The organism is Bacillus aquiflavi, from assembly GCF_019915265.1.
Lineage (GTDB): Bacteria > Bacillota > Bacilli > Bacillales > Cytobacillaceae > Bacillus_BT > Bacillus_BT aquiflavi.
The window spans coordinates 3,304,001-3,325,155 of record NZ_CP082780.1; the positions used below are offsets into that span (position 1 = coordinate 3,304,001).

Genomic DNA, 21,155 nt, shown 5'->3' on the forward strand with positions numbered 1-21,155 from the left:
GATATAAAAATCTCAACAATCAGTCAAAAGCAGTTAAAGAAATACACTAAAAGATTTTTTATGCAAAATTCGGAATCATGAATTGTTTCAAAATTACTACATTAAAAATAAATTTTTTATGTAAACTCTTTTAAATAATATAATATACCAGATCTATCTACCCAGCTAAATTGAATTTCATCATTAAGAATTAAATCTTTTAGTTTATTAATCTTGATCCATCTAATTTCTGAAGTTTCATCTCCAGTATGAAATAATTCTCCTACTGCTTCACAGCGAAAATATAATCCTAAAGAGTCAACGGGACCTTTAAGCGTTTGATATGAAGCATACGGTCTCAAGACTTCAACTTCTGTAGATTTTTGTAAAGTGGTTAATCTTGTACTTTCACCGAATATTTTTGTTACAGTAAGACCTGTTTCTTCCTTTACTTCTCTTTTTAATGCGTCAATATAAGACTCGAACTTATTAATTCTTCCCCCTGGCAATTCATAAGGTGTTTCTCCTTCATAAGGTTTATCCCTTTTTTGAATAATTATCTCTCTGCCATTGGGGATTGACCTTTCAATAATAGCTCTTACATTAACATACAACATTTCATTAATCTCCTTTTTATTTTTTACGACCGACTATGAACAAATTATTTCCACGGGATGCAGTTTCTTCTGTTAAAAAACTTTTTTCTAATTGATAAATAGTATTAAAAACTTCTTCATTCTCTAAAATATCCTTAATTTTTTCAGTATTGCCTTCTAATTGTGTTTCTTGATAGCCTGGGTAGATAAAAGCCGGAAAACCTAAAGTATATTCTTTTTCTATACTTTTCTTTATATAAATATCTTCTATACTTTTTGGTGTGAATAAATGTATATATGGCATTTCAGCCGTAAAACGCCCTTTTTTATTTGAAGCTTTTTTAGCTTCCTCAATATGTCCTAAACTTATATTAAAGAAGATAGCATGGTAAACGCTCGGTACAAATGAAACGATATAACCTCCGGATTTTACTTTACTCATTATTTCATTTATTACTTTTTCTGGATTTTTAACAAACCCTAATACATTATGAAAGTTAAAAGCGATATCTACTTTGTTATTTTCAATTAATTTAATGTTGTGTAAATCTCCTTGGATAATATTCCATCTATTATTCAATCTTTTATCTTCTTTTTTTCTTCTTGCTTCATTTAACATTTCTTCTGATAAGTCATAAGTATAGCCCTTTGCTAATGGATAATTTTCTAATATTTTTTCGGACCATCTACCTGTACCCCCTCCTGCATCCAAAAAAGTAAAGTCTTTTGGTAATTTATTAAGAATTGTAGATAAACAGTCCCAAAGTAGTTTATCTGATAACTGCCAATAAGCTTGTTCTTCAACTAAATCATACTTCGATGCTTTATTTTTAAAGTAACTAATTGTTTGGTCTTTAACCTGCATTTTATTCTACCTCCTGTTTTTAACCTTTTATTGGAAAATGTTATTGATGCTAGATTTTAATGTAAATCTATATTCATATGCTTTATATTTTTTTACTATATAAAAAGCGTTTTTTAACAAGTGATTACCTATCTCGCCACTTAAGCTATTAGAGTTAAAGTGAAAAATATGCGACCAATATTGTGATTCGTAAATTCTTTCTTGCAAGCACTTTATAAACGTCCCTTTGTCAACTTCTGCTAATGTATCTTCATTGCTTTGAGATAGAATATAAAACTTATCTATTTCATACTTACCACGCTCACCAATTAAGCCTGACTTTGATGTATAAGGAGAAGAATATGTCATGAGTTTATCGTTTTCTTTAGTTATAATAGCAGTGTCATCGGTTAACACTTTATAACCGCCCATAATCGCTTTATGAGCAGTAGTTGATTTACCAGCCCCACTAGGCCCCATGAAAATGTGTGCTTTATTATTGACTATAATTGCAGCACAATGAATCATGAAACCCCTTTTTTTAGCTAATACTGGATACAGCGAAATCCTTTGTGAAAATTCCCAATATTTTTTCCTATCATGATCAAATAAGTGATCAAATCCCTCATATACATTAATGATTGAATTTAAGTTTTTATCCCACATACAATCTATTTTGATGTTTCTTTCAGAACTTACTTCTACTTTTCTGTTCTCCCACTTAATAATGTCTTTATTAGGGCTTTTATACTGACCTTCAGACCAGGAAGCGATATGACAATGGTGGTCAAATTTATTATCATCAATTAGTGCATGTCTATAATATTCTTTTAACTCTTCTTCTAATTTACTTAAGCTATTTTCAAGTGTAATTTTTACTTTTAATGGACCAACTTGATAGAAAAACATGATTATTATCACCTGCTGTCCTAAGATCTTTTTAGTTTACCAGTAGCAGTCTTTTGTATTTCTTCTACAATATTAATTTTTCTTGGTATTTTGTAACTTGATAGATGATTATTGCAAAATTCCATTATTTTTTGGATTAAAGTTTCGGCGCTATCAAATTCTATTGGGACAATAAACGCTACTGGAATTTCACCATATAAAGGATGTTTCTCACCTTTTACGATCATTTCTTTTATTTGATTGAATTCACCTTTAAGTATTTCCTCAATTTCTTCAGGACTTACTCTTATTCCATTAACTTTTATTGTATTATTAACTCTACCTACTATATGCAGCTCATGATTCTGATCTAAGTACCCTAAATCGCCGTTTTTTAGTAAGCCATTACTCAGCACTCTTTTCGTACTTTCCGGATCGCGGAAATACCCATTCATAAGACTTTTACTCTTTATATATACTTCACCCACTTCATTAACTTTTAATTTTTTGTTTTGCGCTATTATTTTGATTGAAACACCTTCCAAAGGCTTACCAACATTAGTCATATCATAGTCATTTTCAATAAATTTAGTTGTTATTCTTGGCCCTGCCTCGGTCTGACCATATGTTTGAACTAATTTAGTTTGATTAAATCTTTTTTTAATAGCTGTTATTATTTCAGAAGAAACAGCTCCTCCACCAAAACATATATATTTTAATGATGAAAGGTTAAAATTTTGGAAAATATCCTCTCTTAATAAAGTAAAAGATTTTAGTAAAGTAGGAACAGCGGTAAATGTACTTACTTCATTTTTCTCAATTAGTTTTAGTAAATATCTGGGGTCTGCCATTTTTCTATCATAAATTACTAAAGTACTTCCTAAGTAAATATGTGCTAGAAATTGAGATGTATTACAGTAACCAAATGGCATGGGCAAAACAATTAATACAGTATCTTTATTACATAAATTTAATGATTTTATATGTGCTTTTAAGTTTGAAACAATCGATGAAAATGAATGCCCTACAAACTTTGGTGTTGATGTTGTTCCAGAAGTTTGAAGTATTAATGATGTATTTGTCTTTTCCTTATTTATTAACTTTAACGTTGCCGTGTCAGTGCTATTTTTAACTGAATGAATTAGATGATATTTAAATGCGTTATTATTAATCTTTTCTTTCCCAAGTGTGTTTGTAATGATTAATTCAACACCAGCTTTATTCAATATTATATTCACATCATGTGAGCTTAATTTCCAATAGACAGGCATTATAATAGCACCTAACATAGAAGCAGAAAAAAAAGAAATAACATATTCTATAGAGTTTGGAAGAAAGATTGCTATGATGGTTTTATTTTTACTTAATAACTCATGTTGACACTTAGTTACTTCTAGAAGTAATTCCCGATATGTAAGCGATTTTGATCCTTCAATAATAGCTTTTTTATTTGGATATCTTCCGGCTGAATCTAGTAAAAGGTCTCCAAAAGTCAGTGGCATCACTTTACACTCCTTCACATTCTGCTATCCACTTTAAACACTTGACCAGATACGGTTGAGACATAATCAGAAATTAAATATAAAATAAAGTTTGATAATTCCTCAGCAGTTGAAACTTTAGATAATACACTAGATTCAATCGCTGCTTGTTTTTTTCTAGGATCATTTTTATTTAAATTTGTCATAATAAATCCGGGGCAAACAGCGTTAACACTAATATTAAATTTACCGAGATCTTTTGCTAAAGATTTCATCAGTCCGATTAATGCAGCTTTTGATGCAGAGTAGTTTGCTTGACCATAAGACCCCACTAAACCTTTTGTAGATGCAATAAATAATACTTTACCTAATTTGTTTCTTACCATATGATTAGTAACGATTTTACTTGATAAAAAGGCACCATTAATGTTCACATCCATTACATGTTCCCAATCTTGAATTCTCATCAGTCCAAAAAGGGAATCACTGCACACTCCCGAATTATAGATAAACACATCGACCCGATTTAACTTTTTAATTAATTTGCTAATTCCTTCTTTTATACTTTTATTATCTTTCACATTTACTTGTTCTATAAAAAGATTTTCTTTATATTTTTCGAATTCATTGTTTAAATCTATCTTATTTTTAAAGTATGTAGCTCCTACACGGCAACCTTCTTTTAATAATTTTTTTAATAGATCTTTACCAAGATCACTTGAACCGCCTACAAGCAAGATGTTTTTGTTTTTTAAAGATATGATCATGAAACTTGTTGGTCCTTGTTGGAGTTTTTTTCTAAGTACTGCACAAGGTTGCCGATTTTTTCGAATAACTCATGATTAATATCTTCATCTTCCATATCAATTCCAAATTCATCTTCTAACCTTAGTACTAACTGTAGAACCATAATGGAGTCAAAATTAAGTTCATCTACTAGGTTAGAGTCTAAGGTAAGTTCTTGGGTAATTGATACTCCATTTTCATTAGCCTCTTCACGAATAATTTGAAATAGCTGATTTTTTAGATCCATCACCATTATTCTCCTTTCTTTTATATGTTTCAAAATATTTGAATTTTCCGAATTTATTAGGAATAAAATCCCTTTCTATCACTTTAAACTCTGTTTGATTTGGAAGCCTCTCCTTAATCTCTTCTTTTAATTTTTGTTTAATCATCCTACTATAGTTCTTTCCTGGAACCAGTTCCATAAGTAAAACCTTTTCTGCTGCTTGTATAATCTTAAATTGGCGTACACTATCTGGATATAGCCTATTCATTTTTATGACAACATAATGAAAAAGAATAGGATTTGCAGTCCAATCCTCGATTTTAAGATAATCTTGTGAGCGGCCCCCTGTAATTTTGATAATTGGACTTTCATTCCCACATGAACAATTCATTAATTCTTTATGGACTAAATCTCCGATATGATATCTTATTAACGGCCACGTTTTATTACTTAAATCTGTAACCACTAACTCCCCTATGCCCTTTTCATCCACATTCACAACTTCATAATAAAAACGTTCATTTAAGATATGCATGTTTCCCTCATGACAGCTCATGCCGAGGCACCAAAACTCCCTACAACCATAATGATTATATAGTATTGGCCCAAATGCTCTTTGTATAGCTTTTTTTTGATAATCAAACAACATTTCACCATTAGCTTCTACATATTTTATAGATAGTTCATTAATATTGTAATTATTTTTTATAATATGGTTAGAAAAAATATAAAGTGCTGAAGGCACCCCTAGAAGCCATTTAGGCTTATATTCTTTAAGTGCTTCATAATAATCATTTAAATTATCGTGCGACATGTTTAACATTGACAAATATAACGCGTTATCAACTAACTGAATTTTATCTGTCTTTAAGTCATTTTCTGTAAATGCATAAAACATTGCATACAAATCTTTAGGGTTAACTCGAGCATTTTCCTTTCTAAATGTCCAAAGATCTTTTGTTTTCCTTAATACCTCACTTATTCCCTTGTAACATTTTAAAGGACTTCCAGTTGAACCGCTTGTATACTCTGTTGTTAAATTATTCCTACGGGATATTGTAAGCAACGTTTCTTCCTTACCAATAATATCCTCCTTATATAAAATAGGAATACGTGTAAATATATCCTGATCTAACTCTTCAGGATTAAAGTTAGATAATTGCTTATGATAAAAATTGGAATTTCCTTTAGCATAACTCAATAGTGCTTTTAATTTTTCTAACTTCTCCATTGACCAATTCATGGCTGTCCTCCTCTCTTTAACAGATTTTGATCATAAACAAACCCTTAATTAACTGCTGATGATTCCCTTAATTCAAATAAGTAGCTACTGATCATACTATGAAATCTCTCAAGGTTTTCTAAGTAATTAAGTGATAATGTAATTTCCCAGTCATTTCTAATTAATCCTAAGCAACACAACTCAAGTAACACTATTATCATTGCACTAGGTATCATATTAATTAATCTGTTGTCACCGTCATTATAGTCACTAAAATAGCCACGATAAAATGCAGTAAATAATTCTTTTTGAGGAGAGTTTATATGCATTTTCTGAAACATTGATGTAAAAGGCTTATATTCAATTACTGAAAAATCTACTAATCCCTCAGCAATATCATGAATCGGATCATCTATACATACATTATCATAATCATAAATACTCTTAATCTCGTTCTCTGTTGAAAAAGTAATATTATTTGGGTTATAATCACCGTGTACAATTACCCTATCTTTTCCATAAAATAATGTTAAGAGTTCTTTCTCATACCTTTTTATTAACATATTCGCTTTTTTTATGAATAGTAAATACAGCTTTTGCTTTTGTTCTGTAAGGCCATTTCTTCTCTTTTTAAAATTACGCATTAGTAAGTTTAGAATTCCTTTAGCATTTTCCATTATTGTTTCTGTTTTAAAATTCAAAGGACTAGTAATGAATTTTTTTGTGTTTTTGTGAAATTCCCGAAGTACTTTACCAGCATAAAATGCTTGTTTTCGATTATAACTCCATCCATTACCAAATATAAACTCTTGAATAAAATATTCTTTGCCTAATAAATTAACTGAAAGACTTTCGTCGTTACTCATTAGTATTTTAGGTGATTTCCCATTAATAAAATGTAATTCATTTTGTAAACTAAGTATTGCCTTTATATAATCTGTTTTTATATACCAAGGAATTTCTTTTAACATAAAATATCCTTGTTCAATCTTAATTATAATTTTCCTTGATGTTTCAGATCTTTTATTTAAAAAAATGGGCTTATTGTTAACACCCACATATGGTAGTACTTTTTCAATGTTAATGTTGTATACGTCCTCTAACTCTTGAAAAATTTCATCTGGGATAAGCCCCATATTATAATCAACAGGTTTAAGCATGCTTCTCACCCCTTTCTATCATAAACTATTTTTGAAGTATTAAGTATTTTTTTTTGATATATCTATAAATGTTGATGTAACAGGATGATTAGGATTCTCAATAACGAAAGGTGTATCTATATTGTTGCTCAAATCAAATAACATGGGTAATTCTGCTAATATATGAATATCATTCGGCTCAGCAAGCTGTTGGAGTGTATTTCCAGAATAAAATTTATTTTTTTCGAAACACTTATCACATTCAAGATATGACATATTTTCAATTAAACCAATAATATCTAAACCAATCCTCCTTATAAAATCAATCCCTCTTTGAGTATCAGCAAAACTTAATTCTTGAGGAGTTGTGACTAAAAGAACCGCTCCTTGCAACTTAGACATAAGATAACTATGGACATAGTTTGTCCCAGGAGGTAAATCTACGATTAGTATGTCTACATCCCACTTTACATCTAGTAATAATTGAGACATTGCACCTTCTAATACTTTTCCAGTAAAATATAGATTTTCAGATTGATTATTGATAAATCCTGTTGAAGAAACTTTAATTCCGTTCACTTCTGCAGGATAAATAACCATATCCCGGAAATAGATTTGTTTTGTGAATGATAGTCCCTTTATAAGATTGGGGATGCTAGGACTTTCTATGTCTGCATCAAAAAGCCCTATTTTCTTGTTTGAAAGTGACGATAGTGTAAAAGCTAAGTTGGCAGAAACCGTAGATTTACCTACCCCTCCCTTTCCACTATAAACATATAAAACAAAAGGTTTCATAGAAAACTCCCTTTTTTCAAAATATTTAGTTTATTAATTTTATAACAAAAAATGACGATATAAGTCAAATATAGAGAATTTTCAATAAAAATAAAAAACTTTAATTTCAATTTGAAAGTAAAATGTACCTTTCCCTCAAAAAATATGATATATATATATTTATATACATATATCTCTATAAAGTAAATAGAAAATGACTTGCCTCTCTAAAAATATTATGGTATTTTTCATATAATTAATTTTTGAATTTTTTTAATATTTGATCTATTATTAAGACCCGCAGTAATATGTTAAGAGGAAAATAATGGATTGTGGAGTTTCTAGGTAACAATTACTTAAAAAGAAAAACTTTAAACGCAACAGTCACAAATTGGGAATTACTAGAATGTTTAAAAGGGTGTTTAAAGCTTTTTATGCTTCATTTATAACGTTTTTTTTCATCGCCTTCACCATTTAAAAAGCAAACCTTTGACATTAAAAGAACTAACAAATTATAGGCGAATAATAACGCCTAAACATAATATACGAGGAGTGTTATGTATGAATAAATCATCTATCGTTAGAGAACGTATTTTTCCACCAAGATCATGGGAAGATCTAGATAATCATTTTATAAAAGCGATTCATAACCCTTGGTATACATCTCTTATGATTATTCAGGACGAAATCACTTATTTAACTTGGGAGTTTTTTAGAAACAAAGGGATTAGGTCAGTAAGTCTCCCAGTAACAACTGGATCAGTAACAAGTCCAATGGGGTTAGGAAGCGACTCCTTACCAGTAAAAGTTAATTTAGAAGGAGTAGAGACATACTTATCAGATTCAATGCAATTCCATTTAGAATATGCATTAAGAAATCATCATAAAGGAGTTCATTATATTATGCCGTCATTTCGAGGGGAAGAGGCTGATCAAAGACACCTTTGTCAGTTTTACCATAGCGAAGCTGAAATTGTTGGCGGCTTAGAAGATGTAATTCAATTAGTAAACGAATATATAGACTATTTATGTAAAGGGCTACTTAAGAATATACCTGATATTATTTATCAAACTGCTGGTACATTAAAACATGTTGAAGCGTTTATTTTAAAAGACACTCGTTATCCTCAAATTACAATGGAAGACGCCGTTATGCAGTTAAAAAATAATCCAAAATACATCAAAAGTCACAAAGAAGGATTTAGAACTCTTACAGATGAAGGAGAAAAAGAGTTAATAAAGCTGAATGGTGGGATTGTTTGGGTTACACATCATGACTACATGTCTGTACCTTTTTATCAAGCGGCAACATTAGATTATAAATATGCTCTAAATGGAGATTTACTGTTTGGTATTGGTGAGGTTGTAGGATGTGGTGAACGTAATGTAACTAAAGAACAAGTAAGAAAAAGTATGAAACTCCTAAAAGTTGATGAAAAAAACTATAAATGGTATTTAAGTATGAAAGAATTAACTCCTCTTCAAACCTCTGGTTTTGGTATGGGCATTGAAAGATTTATACTTTGGCTGACAAATCATGATGATATTCGTGATTGTCAATTAATACCTAGGTTTAATGGCAAATTAATTAACCCTTAAAAAATTGGATTAATGACGATAAGGAGGATCATAAGAATTGAAAGAGGAAGAAAATGAATTAAAGCTGTTAATTGAAAAAGAAGGCTACTACCGTGCGTTAGAATTTTTTGAAAAGGTTCGAGATCCAATTGAACAAGTAAATTATTATTTTGAATCTCCTGAACGCTTTTTTCAAAAAAACGGTATTACTCTAAGAGTTAGGAAAATAGAAAATAAATATACTTTAACCGTTAAAATTAAAAACTCATTTAAAAATAACATAGTAAAATCCTATGAATTTCACAAACCGATTTCAATAAATAGTTTTTATGATGCAGTTGATAATCCTAATCATATCTATAAATTATTAAATAATGATGCATTTGAGGCGGTTCTAACCCTTCTTGGAGAGAAAAAGGAGCTAAAATATTTAGGTTATATTAATAACAAACGATCCGTTTTAAAAGCATTTAATACTTGGGAAATAGATCTTGATTGTACTAAGTTTCCTAACGAGTTCATTACTTATGAAATTGAAGTAGAGAATATATTAAATACAGATGAATTTATTAACAAACTCAATATAATTGGAATTACCGGTCAAATTACTGATAAAGGTAAATATAACCGATTCCTTAAATTGTTAAATGATTCTACTTTTAAAGTATAGGAGGTAAAAATGACTATCACCTTTCCTCCCCCATTAAAAAATAGAAGTACTATAGGCATTACAGCACCGTCTAACAGTGTACCAAAAGCATTTCAGCCTCTGCTTGACTTAGCGATATTAAATTTTAAAAAACGGGGCTTCAAAATAATAGAGGGGAAAACTGTCAGGAGAGAAACGAGAGCAGATAAAACAACTAGAGCCTCTGAATTGGAAGACTTCTTATTAAATGATCAAATCGATGCCATTTTTCCTCCTTGGGGAGGTAATTTATTAATAGACATTCTTCCTTTATTATCATGGGATAAATTAAAAAACATAAACAAAAAATGGATCATTGGTTACTCTGATATTAGTACATTAAATTTTGTATACACATTACTAACAGGTACTGCAACTGCCCATTCCACCAACCTCATAGATCTTTCTGCAAAGAACTGGGACAACGTAACATCTAAATGGTTAAACATTCTAGAAACGGATTCAGGGATATTCACACAAATATCTTCTAAATATTGTCAATCGAGTTGGGAAAAATCTCATAAGCCTTTAGGCTCTGGCTTTTATCTTGATACACCTACATTTTGGAGACTGTTTGGTGAAAATAAGGAAGCGAAATCGACAGAATTTTCTGGGATTTTATTAGGCGGATGTCTCAATACTCTTAAAACTTTAATTGGTACACACTTTGGTAATATAACAAAGTTTAGACAAAATTTTATCGGCGATTCCCCCTTAATTTGGTATTTAGAATCAACTAACGTAAATATTTATGATATATATGATTCGTTATGGCAAATGAAACACAGCGGATGGTTTAATAACACAAGCGGTATTTTATTTGGAAGATTTTACAACTGTCAGGTAGAAAAAGATTTAAACATTGAATCGACAATTCATTCTGTACTATCGGATTTAAATCTACCTATTCTTTATAATGTTGATATTGGTCATAGTCCTCCACAAATGACATTAATTAATGGAGCAAATGCAACTGTTACTTATCATGATGGTTTAGGGGAAATAAAAACCTTTATTCCAAGAAGAGTAGGTTAAAGTAGGAAAAGGAACATACAATGCTGCAAAATTAGTGCCGAAACGGATATTAGTACAGTAAATCCCCCACTTCATTATTGGAATTTTAGTCGGGGGAACTGTCTCTTTAATGTACATTAGTTCGTCATTAACTTCAGACTATGAACAAACGCTCGCAAATTCATTGTAAGCTCATGAACGACTGTTCTATTTGCTTAAAATGCGCCTTGATTGCCAAATGAATTTTATTATTCAATTTTTCACTAATGAAAGCAAAATTACCGTTTTCTATTAAAAAAAGATACTTTCCACTGCAATTAAAATTCACTTATTTAAATTTTAATAATGATTTCATAAACTAATCATTAAAATGCTTATCAAAATATTCATCTAACGCTTTTCTAATAATATAGGATTCACTTTCTTTTATAGTTTCAGAAAGATAACTGAGCTTTTTTAATTGTCCTTTTCGAAAATAAAGAGACTTTAATTTCATAGGCTCGCCGCTAGGAATCTCAATTTTATTAATTCCTTTTTGTTTTGCATCAAATAAAGCCTCGCTCGCTATTGCTGTTAACTCACTAATATTTTTTACGTTTTCTGGGTAATTAGCGATTCCTATACAAAATGTTATCTCACTTTTCATGTTTTGTTGTAGTTTTTTCTGAAGATTTTCTTTTATAATTGGTATTTCAAATAAGGAAATTTTATTGTCAGGTATAAGAACTAGAAATGCATCTCTACCAAACCTGCATGTATATGCGTTGTTAAAAGATTGGCATATTTCAACTAATAAATAATCAATTATATTGCTTTTTATTTCCTTGCCAAAATTCTTATGAGAATTATCTATATCTAATATTACACACGTTAAATTACTTTGATTTTCACCATATTGTTTTAATTTAATTAATAATTCTTTTTCCGTCATAATATTAAGATTCATAAAAAGTCCTCGCTTCATAAGCTTTTTTACTCTACAGTTATATTAACATTCTTATACGGTTATTACATACTTAAAAACGTTAATTAAGAGGAGATACTATTTTGTATTTTGATTTAAAAGATGCAATTTATTCAATATTAAACAAAGCAGCTATTGAAAAATAGACTAAATGCATTATAAATAATTTACACATCTTATTATAGGTTCTATCAACTAATTTGTGAAACCTATAGTAGAATTAAGTTTCTTTAGGATGCCATATGTTCTTAACCTCGATACTCTTAATATGAGACTTTTTTGAAACGAAAAAAGCGCTAGACTTTGTACAAAGCAGCTGCACAAGTCTGCACTTTATTTTTACACTTTCCTCTCTTTATTCTATGATATTTTAACGGCATTAATACTAGTTAAAAATGCAAGAAAATTTTTGAGATCACCTTCTGCTACTTTGTCATCACAATGGTATTCATTTATGATTTGCTCTTTAATATCTTTTACAGAAGATTTTCCGTCAATACTTGACCAAATAAACTTGCCCGTCTCATTTAACTCATATGTTTTACTATTTCCTATTAAAATATTCTTGTTTCCAATTATTCTAAATCTAAACATTATATTCTTTTTATAAATATCGTTCATATTAAATTCCTCCTAAATTACCTTGAATAGTTTCAATAATTTCATTATTTAATTCTAAAATATCTTCAACATTTGTCATTAAATCCGAATTATTTATTGTAAAAAGAATTTCCCTACCCCTCATATATATACTAGAAGCTTCCCTATTCGCTTTAGATAAACCCTTTAGCTTCATTAATATCCATTTATCTCGATCAATTGAAACCCTTTGACTAAATAAGTATGCTCCTAAAGTTTTTAATAGTGCACTTCTAGCTATCATCACAGCTGTTTCATACTCCTCGTATTCATAGTTACCAATAATATCATCAAAAAGATTATCTACATTATTAATATAAAGTCTAACCATCAACTTATAATAATTGTTCACCTTTAAATTACTCTTTAATTTATTATAAGCTTCTTCATTTTTTATACATTTGCTAACTAATAATCTATGAATAAAGGAAGTCGACCTTTCTAATGATGATTTTTCTATGTCTAATAAATTTAATGATCTTATATTTGTATTACTAAAATCAATATTATTTATCTGTTCAAATAACTCCTCTATATAGTCAATATCCCAATATTCAATATCACATCCAAAGTTATTTATATTTTTAAAACCATTTTTAAATTCTGAAAAATCATAGTCTACTTTATTTAAACTTTCTAACACAGACTTATTATTAAGTAAGAATATATCTAAATCCGACCGAGCATTTCCCATTCCTTCTATTAAAGATCCACTTAAAAAAAAAAAAAAATAATATCATTATCATTTGTTGAAATGTTTTCTATAATTTCATTTTTGTTGATATACTTATTAATAGGTTTTAAATAAATCATTTTTCCACCTCTCTAATACGATTCTAAAGTTCCTTTTATTTTTGATAACCTTTCAATAACCTTAAAAAACACAAATCCAGACAGCATATATATAATTCCAACAATCAATTCTTGTCCTATTAACGGTCCCACAGAATAAAACGTTGCACCGTCCATTAACTGTCTAGAAGCTTCAATACCCCTAGTAATTGGTATTGAGTAAGAAATTAGCTGGGCCCAATCAGGTAATAGGCTCAAAGGAATATTAGCTCCAGTTATAATTAATAACAACATTGATAAAACATTAAGTAACATATTTAAATCCCTTATTAATAATCCGATACTCGCTATTAAAAGACCAAACCCTGTAGCCGCAAACATACTAATAAATACTGTCATTGCTAGTGCAATTAAATCTACATTAGAAAAATCAAGATTAAAGAATAAAAATCCTGTAAAAAATCCTAGTATTACTGTAATTGACGAATCAATTACATGCATAAAGCCTCTACCTAAAAATACAAATAATTTATTTGCAGGGGACGCGACAATGGGTTTTAAGGTTCCGAACATTCTTTCAGTGACCATGACTGCGGCAACCCCAAATAAAATGTTATATGTACAAAGTAAAAAAGCATTTCCAATAACCCATGGTGTTATATCACTTGTCTTATATAAATATCCAGCGAGCATACTAAAAAAAATAAGCTGGAATATAGGATTTACTACTTTAACTAAAATGTATATTTTCGGACTAAAAAAACCAAACAATGCTTTATACGATATTATTGCTTGTAAGAAAAAACTCTTTATATAATATGTAATATTCATATTAATGAACTCCTAATTTACCATTTATTCTAGTAACTTTATCTACTTTTTTATATGTAACTAATATTGCTATTAAATATAACAATGATAGTACAATTAATGCAGTTAAATTAGAAAATACATTTTTATACGAAATGGCTCCCGTCATTGTCATTCTTAATAGTTCAACACTCCAAGTTGGAGAAAGGATATATCCAATCCACCTTATCGAAACAGGGATAAGATCCAATGGAAACACTATCCCACAAAGAATATATATCGGATACTCTAAACAATTCATTAATAACCTAGCTTTTTTTGATAACGTAAATAAGGAGGCTAGCAGTAAAGAGAGAAGAATAAATGAAACAATTGATAATAAAAAACTTAAGAAGAAAAGCATAGGGTTAGCTAATTGCACTTTAATATTAAATAAAATCGAAATAAAAAGATAACTAATGATCATGGACATCATTCCGAGAACAACATTTGCACTTACTTTCCCTAACATAATTAATCTAAAATCAGTCGGAGAACTATAAATTGATTCTAAAGTACCCATGAACCTTTCTCTCTCAATATCACCAGCTGAAGAGAAAATAATAGAACTCCAAAGCGTCATTATGCCTGCACTTATCACTATATACTCTCCCATAAAAGCTGTAGAAGACTTTAGACTCATTAATAATAATAATAGGGAATATAAAATTGGTTGGATAATAATGATAAATTTAAATGTTGATCGTGCAAAACTCTGTTTAAGATGAGTTAAAAGATTGACGTAAAACACTCAAAAAAAATGGTTCATCTTTTCTTACTCCCCAATATATTTAATATATACATCTTCCAACGTTGATTCCCTTGAACTTATAGAAATGATTTTTGTTTTATCAAAAATATTAATAATTTGTTTAATTGTTTCAGTAAAGTCAGTTGAGTTAACACTTATTAAATGATAATCATCTGCCTTGCTCACTGTTGTAGTAATTGTGTGTTCTAACTTATCTAATGCATTTATTTCCTCTTCTAAAACAGATTTAACCTTAACTTCTACCACGGTTGTATTATTAATCTCTCTTTTTAAATTTGTTGGTGTATCAAGAGCAACTAGCTTTCCATCTTTAATTATTGCTATTCGATCGCTAAGTTCATCTGCTTCAAACATGTAATGAGTAGTAATGATAACTGTTTTTCCAAGTGCTGACAATTTTTTTATAATATTTCGCAGATCCCTGGCACCAACAGGATCTAGACCAATTGTTGGTTCATCTAGAAATAAAATTTCCGGATCATTTACCAATCCTCTTGCAATTTGTAGCCTTTGCTTCATTCCCTTTGAAAATGTTTCAACCTTTTCATCTGCTCTATCGGTTAAACCGACCAACTCCAGTAATTCAGGTATTCTTTTCTTCTTAATGGAATTTTCCACCTTATATAAATCAGAAAAATATTCTAAATTCTCTCTTGCCGAAATTCTCCAATATAAATTTCTTTCCCCACCGTAAATAAAGTTGATTTTAGGCCTTAACTGTTTCTCTTCGCCAAATGGATTGTACCCTAAAACCTTCGCTTCTCCAGATGTTGGAGCAAGCAATGTTGTTAAAATTTTTATTGTCGTTGTTTTTCCAGCCCCATTAGGCCCTAAAATCGCAAAAACTTCTCCCTTTTTCACACTAAAAGATATTCCTTTTAACGCTTGGACAGTATATTTTTTCTTCTTTAAAAAGCCTTTTGTACTTTTGTAATCTCTACATAAATTGGATACTGTAATTACTTCATTCATGAAACCAACCCTCTATTTCCGTTTGTTAATAACGTAATTGAATTTATAAGATCTTATGTTTTGTAAAATATGAGGTGAGTTAAATATTAAATGCATAAGAATAGATGGAAAAATAGATCCAGAGAGAATAAAAAGAAAAGCAGAAATTAAACCAAATAGTAGTTGATTTAAAAAGTCGTTTCGAGTAAATCCTTCTGACCAAGGTGTACTATAATGATATAAAAAAAATAATAATGTACTAAGAATAATAGATAAAGATAGATTATCCTCTCTTAGATTTGAAATAATATAAAATCTAAAAAAAATCTCTTCACCTATCGCTGAAAAAATTAGAACAAAGGGCATTGTAAAATAATCTATTTTCCTCTTTCTTTTAAATAATGAAATATAATCGTAGTGAAGTATTAACCTCCAAGTATTATAGTTTACGAATATAAAGCCTAATGCTACAACAACACCAATAATATACCAAGTCATTTTTGTTCCGACGATTAATTTAAAATCCTCTAAAAACAAGATAGGTAAAAAAAGAGGAATTATGTAAGTCGTTCGTCTTAATAAATAACTTAAAATAATAAATCTTTCAGAATATATTCTTTTTGCATTTCCTACAACAATATAAGTAATTAGAAAAAATAGGGATATTTTTGTGATTTCTATATAAATCAAAGACATACTTATTAATATTATTAATGTCAAAATTAATATGTTACTTTTAACATTTAAATAGTAATTATTCATAGCTTCTACTCCTGAGATGAGATGGAGAAGACTAAAGTCTAGTCTTCTCCGGCTTCATTAAGCCATAATAAGCTCTGCTGCAAGAGCCGCAGGTAATTTAACCTCCTTAGCTTTTGGAGAAACATATTTTTTCATAGGATACACCCCCTTCAATTAGTTGTTTATATTATATATATATGTACATATATATATCAATTGTTTTTTCTGAAAATTTAATTTTCAATAATGACTTTAAACACAAAAACAAGAAGTCTATTATGATATTTTAAACAAAACAGTGATAAAATAAATATACGGTTCATTTATCTTAGTCTGTAAACAAGTAAGATGAAAGGTTATTCCGCTCAAACTACAAAAGTGCCTATAGACCATGGTAGAAGCAAAAAAACTTAGTTGTTTATAAGTTGACCGCGAGAAATGCTTTATTTGTTAACAGTCTAGGATAAGCATGTGGATAATTATCTTTAAGGAGCTGAAAGACATTGAAAGATGAAATTATTGCGCGATTTACTTCTTATGTTAAAGTGGATACACAATCAAATGAAGATAGTACAACTTGCCCTTCAACACCAGGCCAGCTAACACTCGGAAAAATGTTAGTACAGGAGTTACAGCAGATAGGAATGGAAGAAGTAGAAATAGATGAAAATGGCTACGTAATGGCCTCACTACCTGCCAACACAGATAAGCAAGTGCCAACAATAGGATTTTTAGCACATGTTGATACAGCGACTGATTTTATTGGTGCGAATGTAAAGCCACAAATTATCGAAAATTATGACGGAAATGATATTACCTTAAATAAAACTTTAAATGTTGTCCTATCGCCAAAAGATTTCCCTGAGCTTCCCCAGTACAAAGGCCATACGTTAATTACAACAGACGGAACAACTTTGCTTGGCGCTGATAATAAAGCAGGTATTGCTGAAATTATGACAGCGATGGCTTATTTAATAAAGCATCCAGAAGTCAAGCACGGAAAAGTACGAGTCGCATTTACTCCTGATGAAGAGATAGGAAGAGGTCCCCATAAATTTGATGTTGCAAAATTTAATGCTAAATATGCATATACTGTTGACGGCGGCCCGCTCGGAGAACTAGAATATGAAAGCTTTAATGCTGCGGCGGCAAAAATTACGATCAAAGGAAATAGCGTACATCCAGGAACAGCAAAAGGGAAGTTGGTCAACTCCGCGAAAATCGCAATGGAATTTCACAATACATTACCTGCTGAAGAAGCTCCAGAATATACAGAAGGCTATGAAGGGTTTTTCCATCTCATTTCGATTCATGGCGATGTAGAAGAAACAACTCTCTCTTACATTATTCGCGATTTTGATCGAACAAAATTTAATGAAAGAAAAGCATTCATTGAGAAAAATGTGGAAAAATTTAAAGAAAAATATGATGACAGCCAAATCATTCTCGAGATGAAAGATCAATATTACAACATGAAAGAAAAAATAGAACCGGTTAAAGAAATTGTCGATATTGCCTATGAAGCAATGGAGTCACTTAACATTAAGCCCATTGTATCACCAATTCGCGGTGGAACTGACGGCTCCCAGCTCTCTTTCATGGGACTGCCAACACCGAATATTTTCACAGGCGGGGAAAACTTCCATGGGAAATTCGAATATATATCTGTTGATAACATGATGAAAGCTACAAACGTCATTATTAAGATTATAAAGCTTTTTGAAGAACAAGGAGCGAAGTAAAAACAGATATTTTGTAAATCAAGCAAAAACAACATTTGTCCAACTAATATGATAAGAGCCTTTCATTTCCGAAAGGCTCTTTTCTATCTATTAGCTACAGATAATTCAACAAATTAAACATAACTAATTTCACGTATCCGTCCTTACGTGGTCCCAATCGGCTTGTTGATATGAAATAAGCCAATTTAATGCTCGATGCCTTTCAACTACGACACTTTCATTCAAATTTCCAGGTTCAGAACTGTTATTAACGCGAGCATTGACACAAGCCCAATGGTATCGATAAATTAAATCAGCTTCATTAAGAATTTCTGCACTTTCTCTTAAGACTGCCTTTTCATAGAACTCTTCAAAGCTAGTACAATTTGAAACCGTTTTAATAGCAAAATCACAGTTACAAATATCACTTGGAAAACTTAATTCCTCTACAAAACCTAATGCCCATATAAGCACCCAGTATGCTTCATATTGCCAAATTAGTTGAATTGCTTCAGTTTCAATTCCTTCATTATGACTATGTAAAAAGTCCCATTCCCTTTGTGTGACTGCGTGTTCAACATTATATTTTCGGAGCAGTTGTTTCATAAACTCTCGTGATTCCTCGATATTATTGTGATTAGCTACGTCACAAGCAAATTGAATGATCATAAGTAAAGCAACAGCACGTTGGGCAATTTCCTCTTTTGTTCGAAATGTAATCTCTGCTTCTGGCGGTAACTGCGGTAAATGTTCAATATAGGGGATATGATTTTCTGTTAAAATTGATAGCGATCGCTCCTTCCGCTGTTGTCCCTCGTTAGAATGAGGGGACTCTGACCTTACAAATTTTTTAGCAGCATGAACAACGAAATGAGCATTTCCACTTGTTCCATTACGGTACACAATAACATCCCCATTACAATCAAGCAGATCCCCATTAGCTAAATAAGCAATCCCTTTAATTCTATGTAAAATACGTAAAAAATGTTGAGTTAATTCTTTGTTTAAATCCTCTTTCATTTCTATATGAATGGCTACATTTAAATAACTGATTTGAGTGAGAATTTGTAGTTGTAGCTCTTTATTATCCATCGGTCTGCAAGCAAAATCCTGTTGTAAATCATTCATTGCTTTTTCTGTTAAAGGCTTAATGCTCACTTTCAACTCACACGATTTAAAATATTTTCTCCACTTAATATAAAAATAAGAAGCATTTTCGGTAACATTGTATTTTTTTTCATTAAATTCCTCTTTTATTATTGAAGGAACTATTTCTTCTTCTTGAATTGATCCATAAATTGTAAGTTTTGTACTCATTGCGCTATCCTTTCAAAATATAAATAATAAAATTTGCCCAAGTCACTTCCTCTTAACATTGGATGGAATTTTTTAATGGGACGATAAAACTATTGATTCATCAAAATTAGAAAAGAAATTTTATTGAAAATTATTTGCTGTCTATAGGACTTTTTGGTGTTTGAAAAATTCACAGATTTAAGAAAATAGTTGTATATTGTGTTTTGCAAGTAAAAAGTTTAGAAAAATGCAACGAAAAGTTTAGAACTTTGCCAGCCCTTATTTTCTTAAATCTTTAATGACGGGGGATGGAGTGAAAAAGTTATAACGAACATATCCAACCTTGTTTTCTACGTGTCCTTTTTCATTTCCTTTTCTCGGATTACAGGCTTGTGCTTCAAATCCGTAATAACTCGCAAAACGTTGAAATGCCTCAGTGAAAATAGTTTATTGATTCCGGCTTCTTGCTTTAACAACCGCTGCCGAAAGATTATCCAAACGAAGCTTTCTTGGTACAAAACCTGCTTCATCAAAAAGTACTTTAAGACCTTCCAAAAAACATTCCTGGTTTTCTGCCCTTAAAGGAACTGCAAACCCCCCGTTACTATACGGGAAAATCATCACTAAACAATGTATGTCTTTCACTTTGCCATCTTCGATTGCCTCTGTAATTCCAAAGTCTACTTGAGCTTCAGCGGGTGGATGAGTCAGCCTTCCGTATTCTACTTTCCATTCATCCGCTTCATCCAACATTTTTTCTTTCCATTCTTCTTTGATAAAGTTACAAACGGTTCGATAAGAACCGGGAAAATCTAACTTCTGTAATTCTTAAACAGAATCGTGTTATTCCTTCTTAGTTTCTTTTTAAGTGCATAATCCTCAACTAGCCAATCAATGACAATTTCTCCCCACTTTTCTTCATACATCATCCCTTTTTTTACAACTACGTTTTCTTCAGGTAACTGATCTTCATCTGCATACTTTTTGACAGTTGTCCAACTAAAACCAGTGCGTTTTGAGATTTCGTTGATTGACAAGGATTTTATATTCCTTAATTTTTTGATATGATTAATTTCAGGCATTGCTAGCATCCTTTCATCCCCCCACCTTTAATTGATTAGACACCAATAACGGTAGGGTATATTGAGAGGGTTAGCAAGCCTTTTTATATGTGCAACCTTCTAACATTTTGGTTGCAATACTCTTAACTTTTAT

General features: G+C 30.5%; 23 protein-coding genes. 4 read left to right on the plus strand and 19 right to left on the minus strand.

Features of this window, described 5'->3' with window-relative positions; translation table 11 throughout:
- Positions 1-116: 116 nt before the first annotated feature.
- The 9 genes from K6959_RS16000 to K6959_RS16040 are packed head-to-tail and all read right to left on the minus strand — an operon-like array spanning position 117 to position 7,956.
- Positions 117-596, minus strand: coding sequence for an NUDIX hydrolase (locus tag K6959_RS16000; protein ID WP_163240431.1), 480 nt, complete (start codon positions 594-596; stop codon positions 117-119).
- Positions 597-612: 16 nt separating this feature from the next.
- The gene (locus K6959_RS16005; protein WP_223087012.1) at positions 613-1,440 is read right to left on the minus strand and encodes a class I SAM-dependent methyltransferase; all 828 of its coding nucleotides are present in this window, start codon (positions 1,438-1,440) and stop codon (positions 613-615) included.
- A gap of 27 nt (positions 1,441-1,467) precedes the next feature.
- A complete protein-coding gene (locus tag K6959_RS16010) occupies positions 1,468-2,328 on the minus strand; it encodes a hypothetical protein (protein WP_163240435.1) in 861 nt (286 codons plus the stop codon).
- 20 nt (positions 2,329-2,348) lie between these two features.
- Positions 2,349-3,809 carry a class I adenylate-forming enzyme family protein gene (locus K6959_RS16015; protein ID WP_223087014.1) on the minus strand — a complete coding sequence of 487 codons (1,461 nt, stop codon included), beginning with the start codon at positions 3,807-3,809 and terminating at the stop codon, positions 2,349-2,351.
- A gap of 14 nt (positions 3,810-3,823) precedes the next feature.
- Entirely contained in the window at positions 3,824-4,555 is a 732-nt protein-coding gene (locus K6959_RS16020) for an SDR family NAD(P)-dependent oxidoreductase (protein ID WP_163240439.1), read from the minus strand.
- Entirely contained in the window at positions 4,552-4,821 is a 270-nt protein-coding gene (locus K6959_RS16025; protein WP_163240441.1) for an acyl carrier protein, read from the minus strand. Before K6959_RS16025 ends, K6959_RS16020 begins: the two co-directional genes overlap by 4 nt.
- Positions 4,784-6,031, minus strand: coding sequence for a phenylacetate--CoA ligase family protein (locus K6959_RS16030; RefSeq protein ID WP_223087015.1), 1,248 nt, complete (start codon positions 6,029-6,031; stop codon positions 4,784-4,786). The genes K6959_RS16025 and K6959_RS16030 overlap by 38 nt, the downstream gene beginning before the upstream one ends.
- 56 nt (positions 6,032-6,087) lie before the next feature.
- Positions 6,088-7,182: a phosphotransferase gene (locus tag K6959_RS16035; protein ID WP_163240445.1), complete on the minus strand. Its 1,095-nt coding sequence runs from the start codon at positions 7,180-7,182 to the stop codon at positions 6,088-6,090.
- Between the two features lie 39 nt (positions 7,183-7,221).
- The gene (locus K6959_RS16040) at positions 7,222-7,956 is read right to left on the minus strand and encodes a P-loop NTPase (protein WP_223087017.1); all 735 of its coding nucleotides are present in this window, start codon (positions 7,954-7,956) and stop codon (positions 7,222-7,224) included.
- Between the two features lie 540 nt (positions 7,957-8,496).
- Here K6959_RS16040 and K6959_RS16045 point away from each other — a divergent pair.
- Genes K6959_RS16045 through K6959_RS16055 form a run of 3 tightly spaced genes read left to right on the plus strand, consistent with a single transcriptional unit; the run spans position 8,497 to position 11,236 of the window.
- The gene (locus tag K6959_RS16045; RefSeq protein ID WP_163240449.1) at positions 8,497-9,534 is read left to right on the plus strand and encodes an asparagine synthetase A; all 1,038 of its coding nucleotides are present in this window, start codon (positions 8,497-8,499) and stop codon (positions 9,532-9,534) included.
- Between the two features lie 37 nt (positions 9,535-9,571).
- Positions 9,572-10,183 (plus strand): CYTH domain-containing protein, encoded by a 612-nt coding sequence (locus K6959_RS16050; RefSeq protein ID WP_163240451.1) that lies wholly within the window; start codon positions 9,572-9,574, stop codon positions 10,181-10,183.
- Positions 10,184-10,192: 9 nt separating this feature from the next.
- Complete coding sequence (locus tag K6959_RS16055) at positions 10,193-11,236, plus strand: S66 family peptidase (RefSeq protein ID WP_223087019.1); 1,044 nt, start codon at positions 10,193-10,195, stop codon at positions 11,234-11,236.
- Between the two features lie 337 nt (positions 11,237-11,573).
- Here K6959_RS16055 and K6959_RS16060 read toward each other — a convergent pair whose 3' ends face one another.
- The 7 genes from K6959_RS16060 to K6959_RS16090 all read right to left on the minus strand — a co-directional run bounded on the left by K6959_RS16060 (position 11,574) and on the right by K6959_RS16090 (position 16,944).
- Positions 11,574-12,161: a diguanylate cyclase gene (locus tag K6959_RS16060; RefSeq protein ID WP_163240456.1), complete on the minus strand. Its 588-nt coding sequence runs from the start codon at positions 12,159-12,161 to the stop codon at positions 11,574-11,576.
- 378 nt (positions 12,162-12,539) lie between these two features.
- A complete protein-coding gene (locus K6959_RS16065; RefSeq protein WP_163240458.1) occupies positions 12,540-12,800 on the minus strand; it encodes a PqqD family protein in 261 nt (86 codons plus the stop codon).
- 1 nt (position 12,801) lies between these two features.
- Positions 12,802-13,512: a hypothetical protein gene (locus K6959_RS16070; RefSeq protein WP_223087021.1), complete on the minus strand. Its 711-nt coding sequence runs from the start codon at positions 13,510-13,512 to the stop codon at positions 12,802-12,804.
- A gap of 131 nt (positions 13,513-13,643) precedes the next feature.
- Positions 13,644-14,441 (minus strand): ABC transporter permease, encoded by a 798-nt coding sequence (locus K6959_RS16075; RefSeq protein WP_163240462.1) that lies wholly within the window; start codon positions 14,439-14,441, stop codon positions 13,644-13,646.
- A 1-nt stretch (position 14,442) separates the two neighbouring features.
- Positions 14,443-15,210 (minus strand): ABC transporter permease, encoded by a 768-nt coding sequence (locus tag K6959_RS16080; RefSeq protein ID WP_223087022.1) that lies wholly within the window; start codon positions 15,208-15,210, stop codon positions 14,443-14,445.
- A gap of 24 nt (positions 15,211-15,234) precedes the next feature.
- Positions 15,235-16,203, minus strand: coding sequence for an ABC transporter ATP-binding protein (locus tag K6959_RS16085; protein WP_163240466.1), 969 nt, complete (start codon positions 16,201-16,203; stop codon positions 15,235-15,237).
- Positions 16,204-16,215: 12 nt separating this feature from the next.
- Entirely contained in the window at positions 16,216-16,944 is a 729-nt protein-coding gene (locus K6959_RS16090) for a CPBP family intramembrane glutamic endopeptidase (protein ID WP_163240468.1), read from the minus strand.
- A 482-nt stretch (positions 16,945-17,426) separates the two neighbouring features.
- On the opposite strand from K6959_RS16090, the gene pepT reads away from it, so the two are divergent.
- Positions 17,427-18,665, plus strand: coding sequence for a peptidase T (gene pepT / locus K6959_RS16095; protein WP_163240470.1), 1,239 nt, complete (start codon positions 17,427-17,429; stop codon positions 18,663-18,665).
- A gap of 129 nt (positions 18,666-18,794) precedes the next feature.
- On the opposite strand, the gene K6959_RS16100 is transcribed toward pepT, so the two are convergent.
- From K6959_RS16100 to K6959_RS16110, 3 genes are all read right to left on the minus strand, one after another.
- Positions 18,795-19,961, minus strand: coding sequence for a DUF4272 domain-containing protein (locus K6959_RS16100; protein ID WP_163240472.1), 1,167 nt, complete (start codon positions 19,959-19,961; stop codon positions 18,795-18,797).
- Positions 19,962-20,387: 426 nt separating this feature from the next.
- Positions 20,388-20,693: a hypothetical protein gene (locus K6959_RS16105; protein WP_223087023.1), complete on the minus strand. Its 306-nt coding sequence runs from the start codon at positions 20,691-20,693 to the stop codon at positions 20,388-20,390.
- 59 nt (positions 20,694-20,752) lie between these two features.
- Positions 20,753-21,031, minus strand: a complete 279-nt coding sequence (locus K6959_RS16110) for a hypothetical protein (protein WP_223087024.1) — start codon at positions 21,029-21,031, stop codon at positions 20,753-20,755.
- Positions 21,032-21,155: the final 124 nt, after the last annotated feature.

What these genes read in the sequence shown, in the direction of transcription:
- K6959_RS16010 (WP_163240435.1), bottom strand. Translation starts at nt 2,328, where the DNA reads ATGTTTTTCTATCAAGTTGGTCCATTAAAAGTAAAAATTACACTTGAA.
- K6959_RS16070 (WP_223087021.1), bottom strand. Translation starts at nt 13,512, where the DNA reads ATGGGAAATGCTCGGTCGGATTTAGATATATTCTTACTTAATAATAAG.
- K6959_RS16065 (WP_163240458.1), bottom strand. Translation starts at nt 12,800, where the DNA reads ATGAACGATATTTATAAAAAGAATATAATGTTTAGATTTAGAATAATT.
- K6959_RS16060 (WP_163240456.1), bottom strand. Translation starts at nt 12,161, where the DNA reads ATGAATCTTAATATTATGACGGAAAAAGAATTATTAATTAAATTAAAA.
- K6959_RS16045 (WP_163240449.1), top strand. Translation starts at nt 8,497, where the DNA reads ATGAATAAATCATCTATCGTTAGAGAACGTATTTTTCCACCAAGATCA.
- K6959_RS16085 (WP_163240466.1), bottom strand. Translation starts at nt 16,203, where the DNA reads ATGAATGAAGTAATTACAGTATCCAATTTATGTAGAGATTACAAAAGT.
- K6959_RS16000 (WP_163240431.1), bottom strand. Translation starts at nt 596, where the DNA reads ATGTTGTATGTTAATGTAAGAGCTATTATTGAAAGGTCAATCCCCAAT.
- K6959_RS16005 (WP_223087012.1), bottom strand. Translation starts at nt 1,440, where the DNA reads ATGCAGGTTAAAGACCAAACAATTAGTTACTTTAAAAATAAAGCATCG.
- K6959_RS16090 (WP_163240468.1), bottom strand. Translation starts at nt 16,944, where the DNA reads ATGAATAATTACTATTTAAATGTTAAAAGTAACATATTAATTTTGACA.
- K6959_RS16015 (WP_223087014.1), bottom strand. Translation starts at nt 3,809, where the DNA reads ATGCCACTGACTTTTGGAGACCTTTTACTAGATTCAGCCGGAAGATAT.
- K6959_RS16105 (WP_223087023.1), bottom strand. Translation starts at nt 20,693, where the DNA reads ATGTTGGATGAAGCGGATGAATGGAAAGTAGAATACGGAAGGCTGACT.
- K6959_RS16110 (WP_223087024.1), bottom strand. Translation starts at nt 21,031, where the DNA reads ATGCTAGCAATGCCTGAAATTAATCATATCAAAAAATTAAGGAATATA.
- K6959_RS16100 (WP_163240472.1), bottom strand. Translation starts at nt 19,961, where the DNA reads ATGAGTACAAAACTTACAATTTATGGATCAATTCAAGAAGAAGAAATA.
- K6959_RS16040 (WP_223087017.1), bottom strand. Translation starts at nt 7,956, where the DNA reads ATGAAACCTTTTGTTTTATATGTTTATAGTGGAAAGGGAGGGGTAGGT.
- K6959_RS16030 (WP_223087015.1), bottom strand. Translation starts at nt 6,031, where the DNA reads ATGGAGAAGTTAGAAAAATTAAAAGCACTATTGAGTTATGCTAAAGGA.
- K6959_RS16055 (WP_223087019.1), top strand. Translation starts at nt 10,193, where the DNA reads ATGACTATCACCTTTCCTCCCCCATTAAAAAATAGAAGTACTATAGGC.
- K6959_RS16025 (WP_163240441.1), bottom strand. Translation starts at nt 4,821, where the DNA reads ATGGATCTAAAAAATCAGCTATTTCAAATTATTCGTGAAGAGGCTAAT.
- K6959_RS16035 (WP_163240445.1), bottom strand. Translation starts at nt 7,182, where the DNA reads ATGCTTAAACCTGTTGATTATAATATGGGGCTTATCCCAGATGAAATT.
- K6959_RS16075 (WP_163240462.1), bottom strand. Translation starts at nt 14,441, where the DNA reads ATGAATATTACATATTATATAAAGAGTTTTTTCTTACAAGCAATAATA.
- K6959_RS16020 (WP_163240439.1), bottom strand. Translation starts at nt 4,555, where the DNA reads ATGATCATATCTTTAAAAAACAAAAACATCTTGCTTGTAGGCGGTTCA.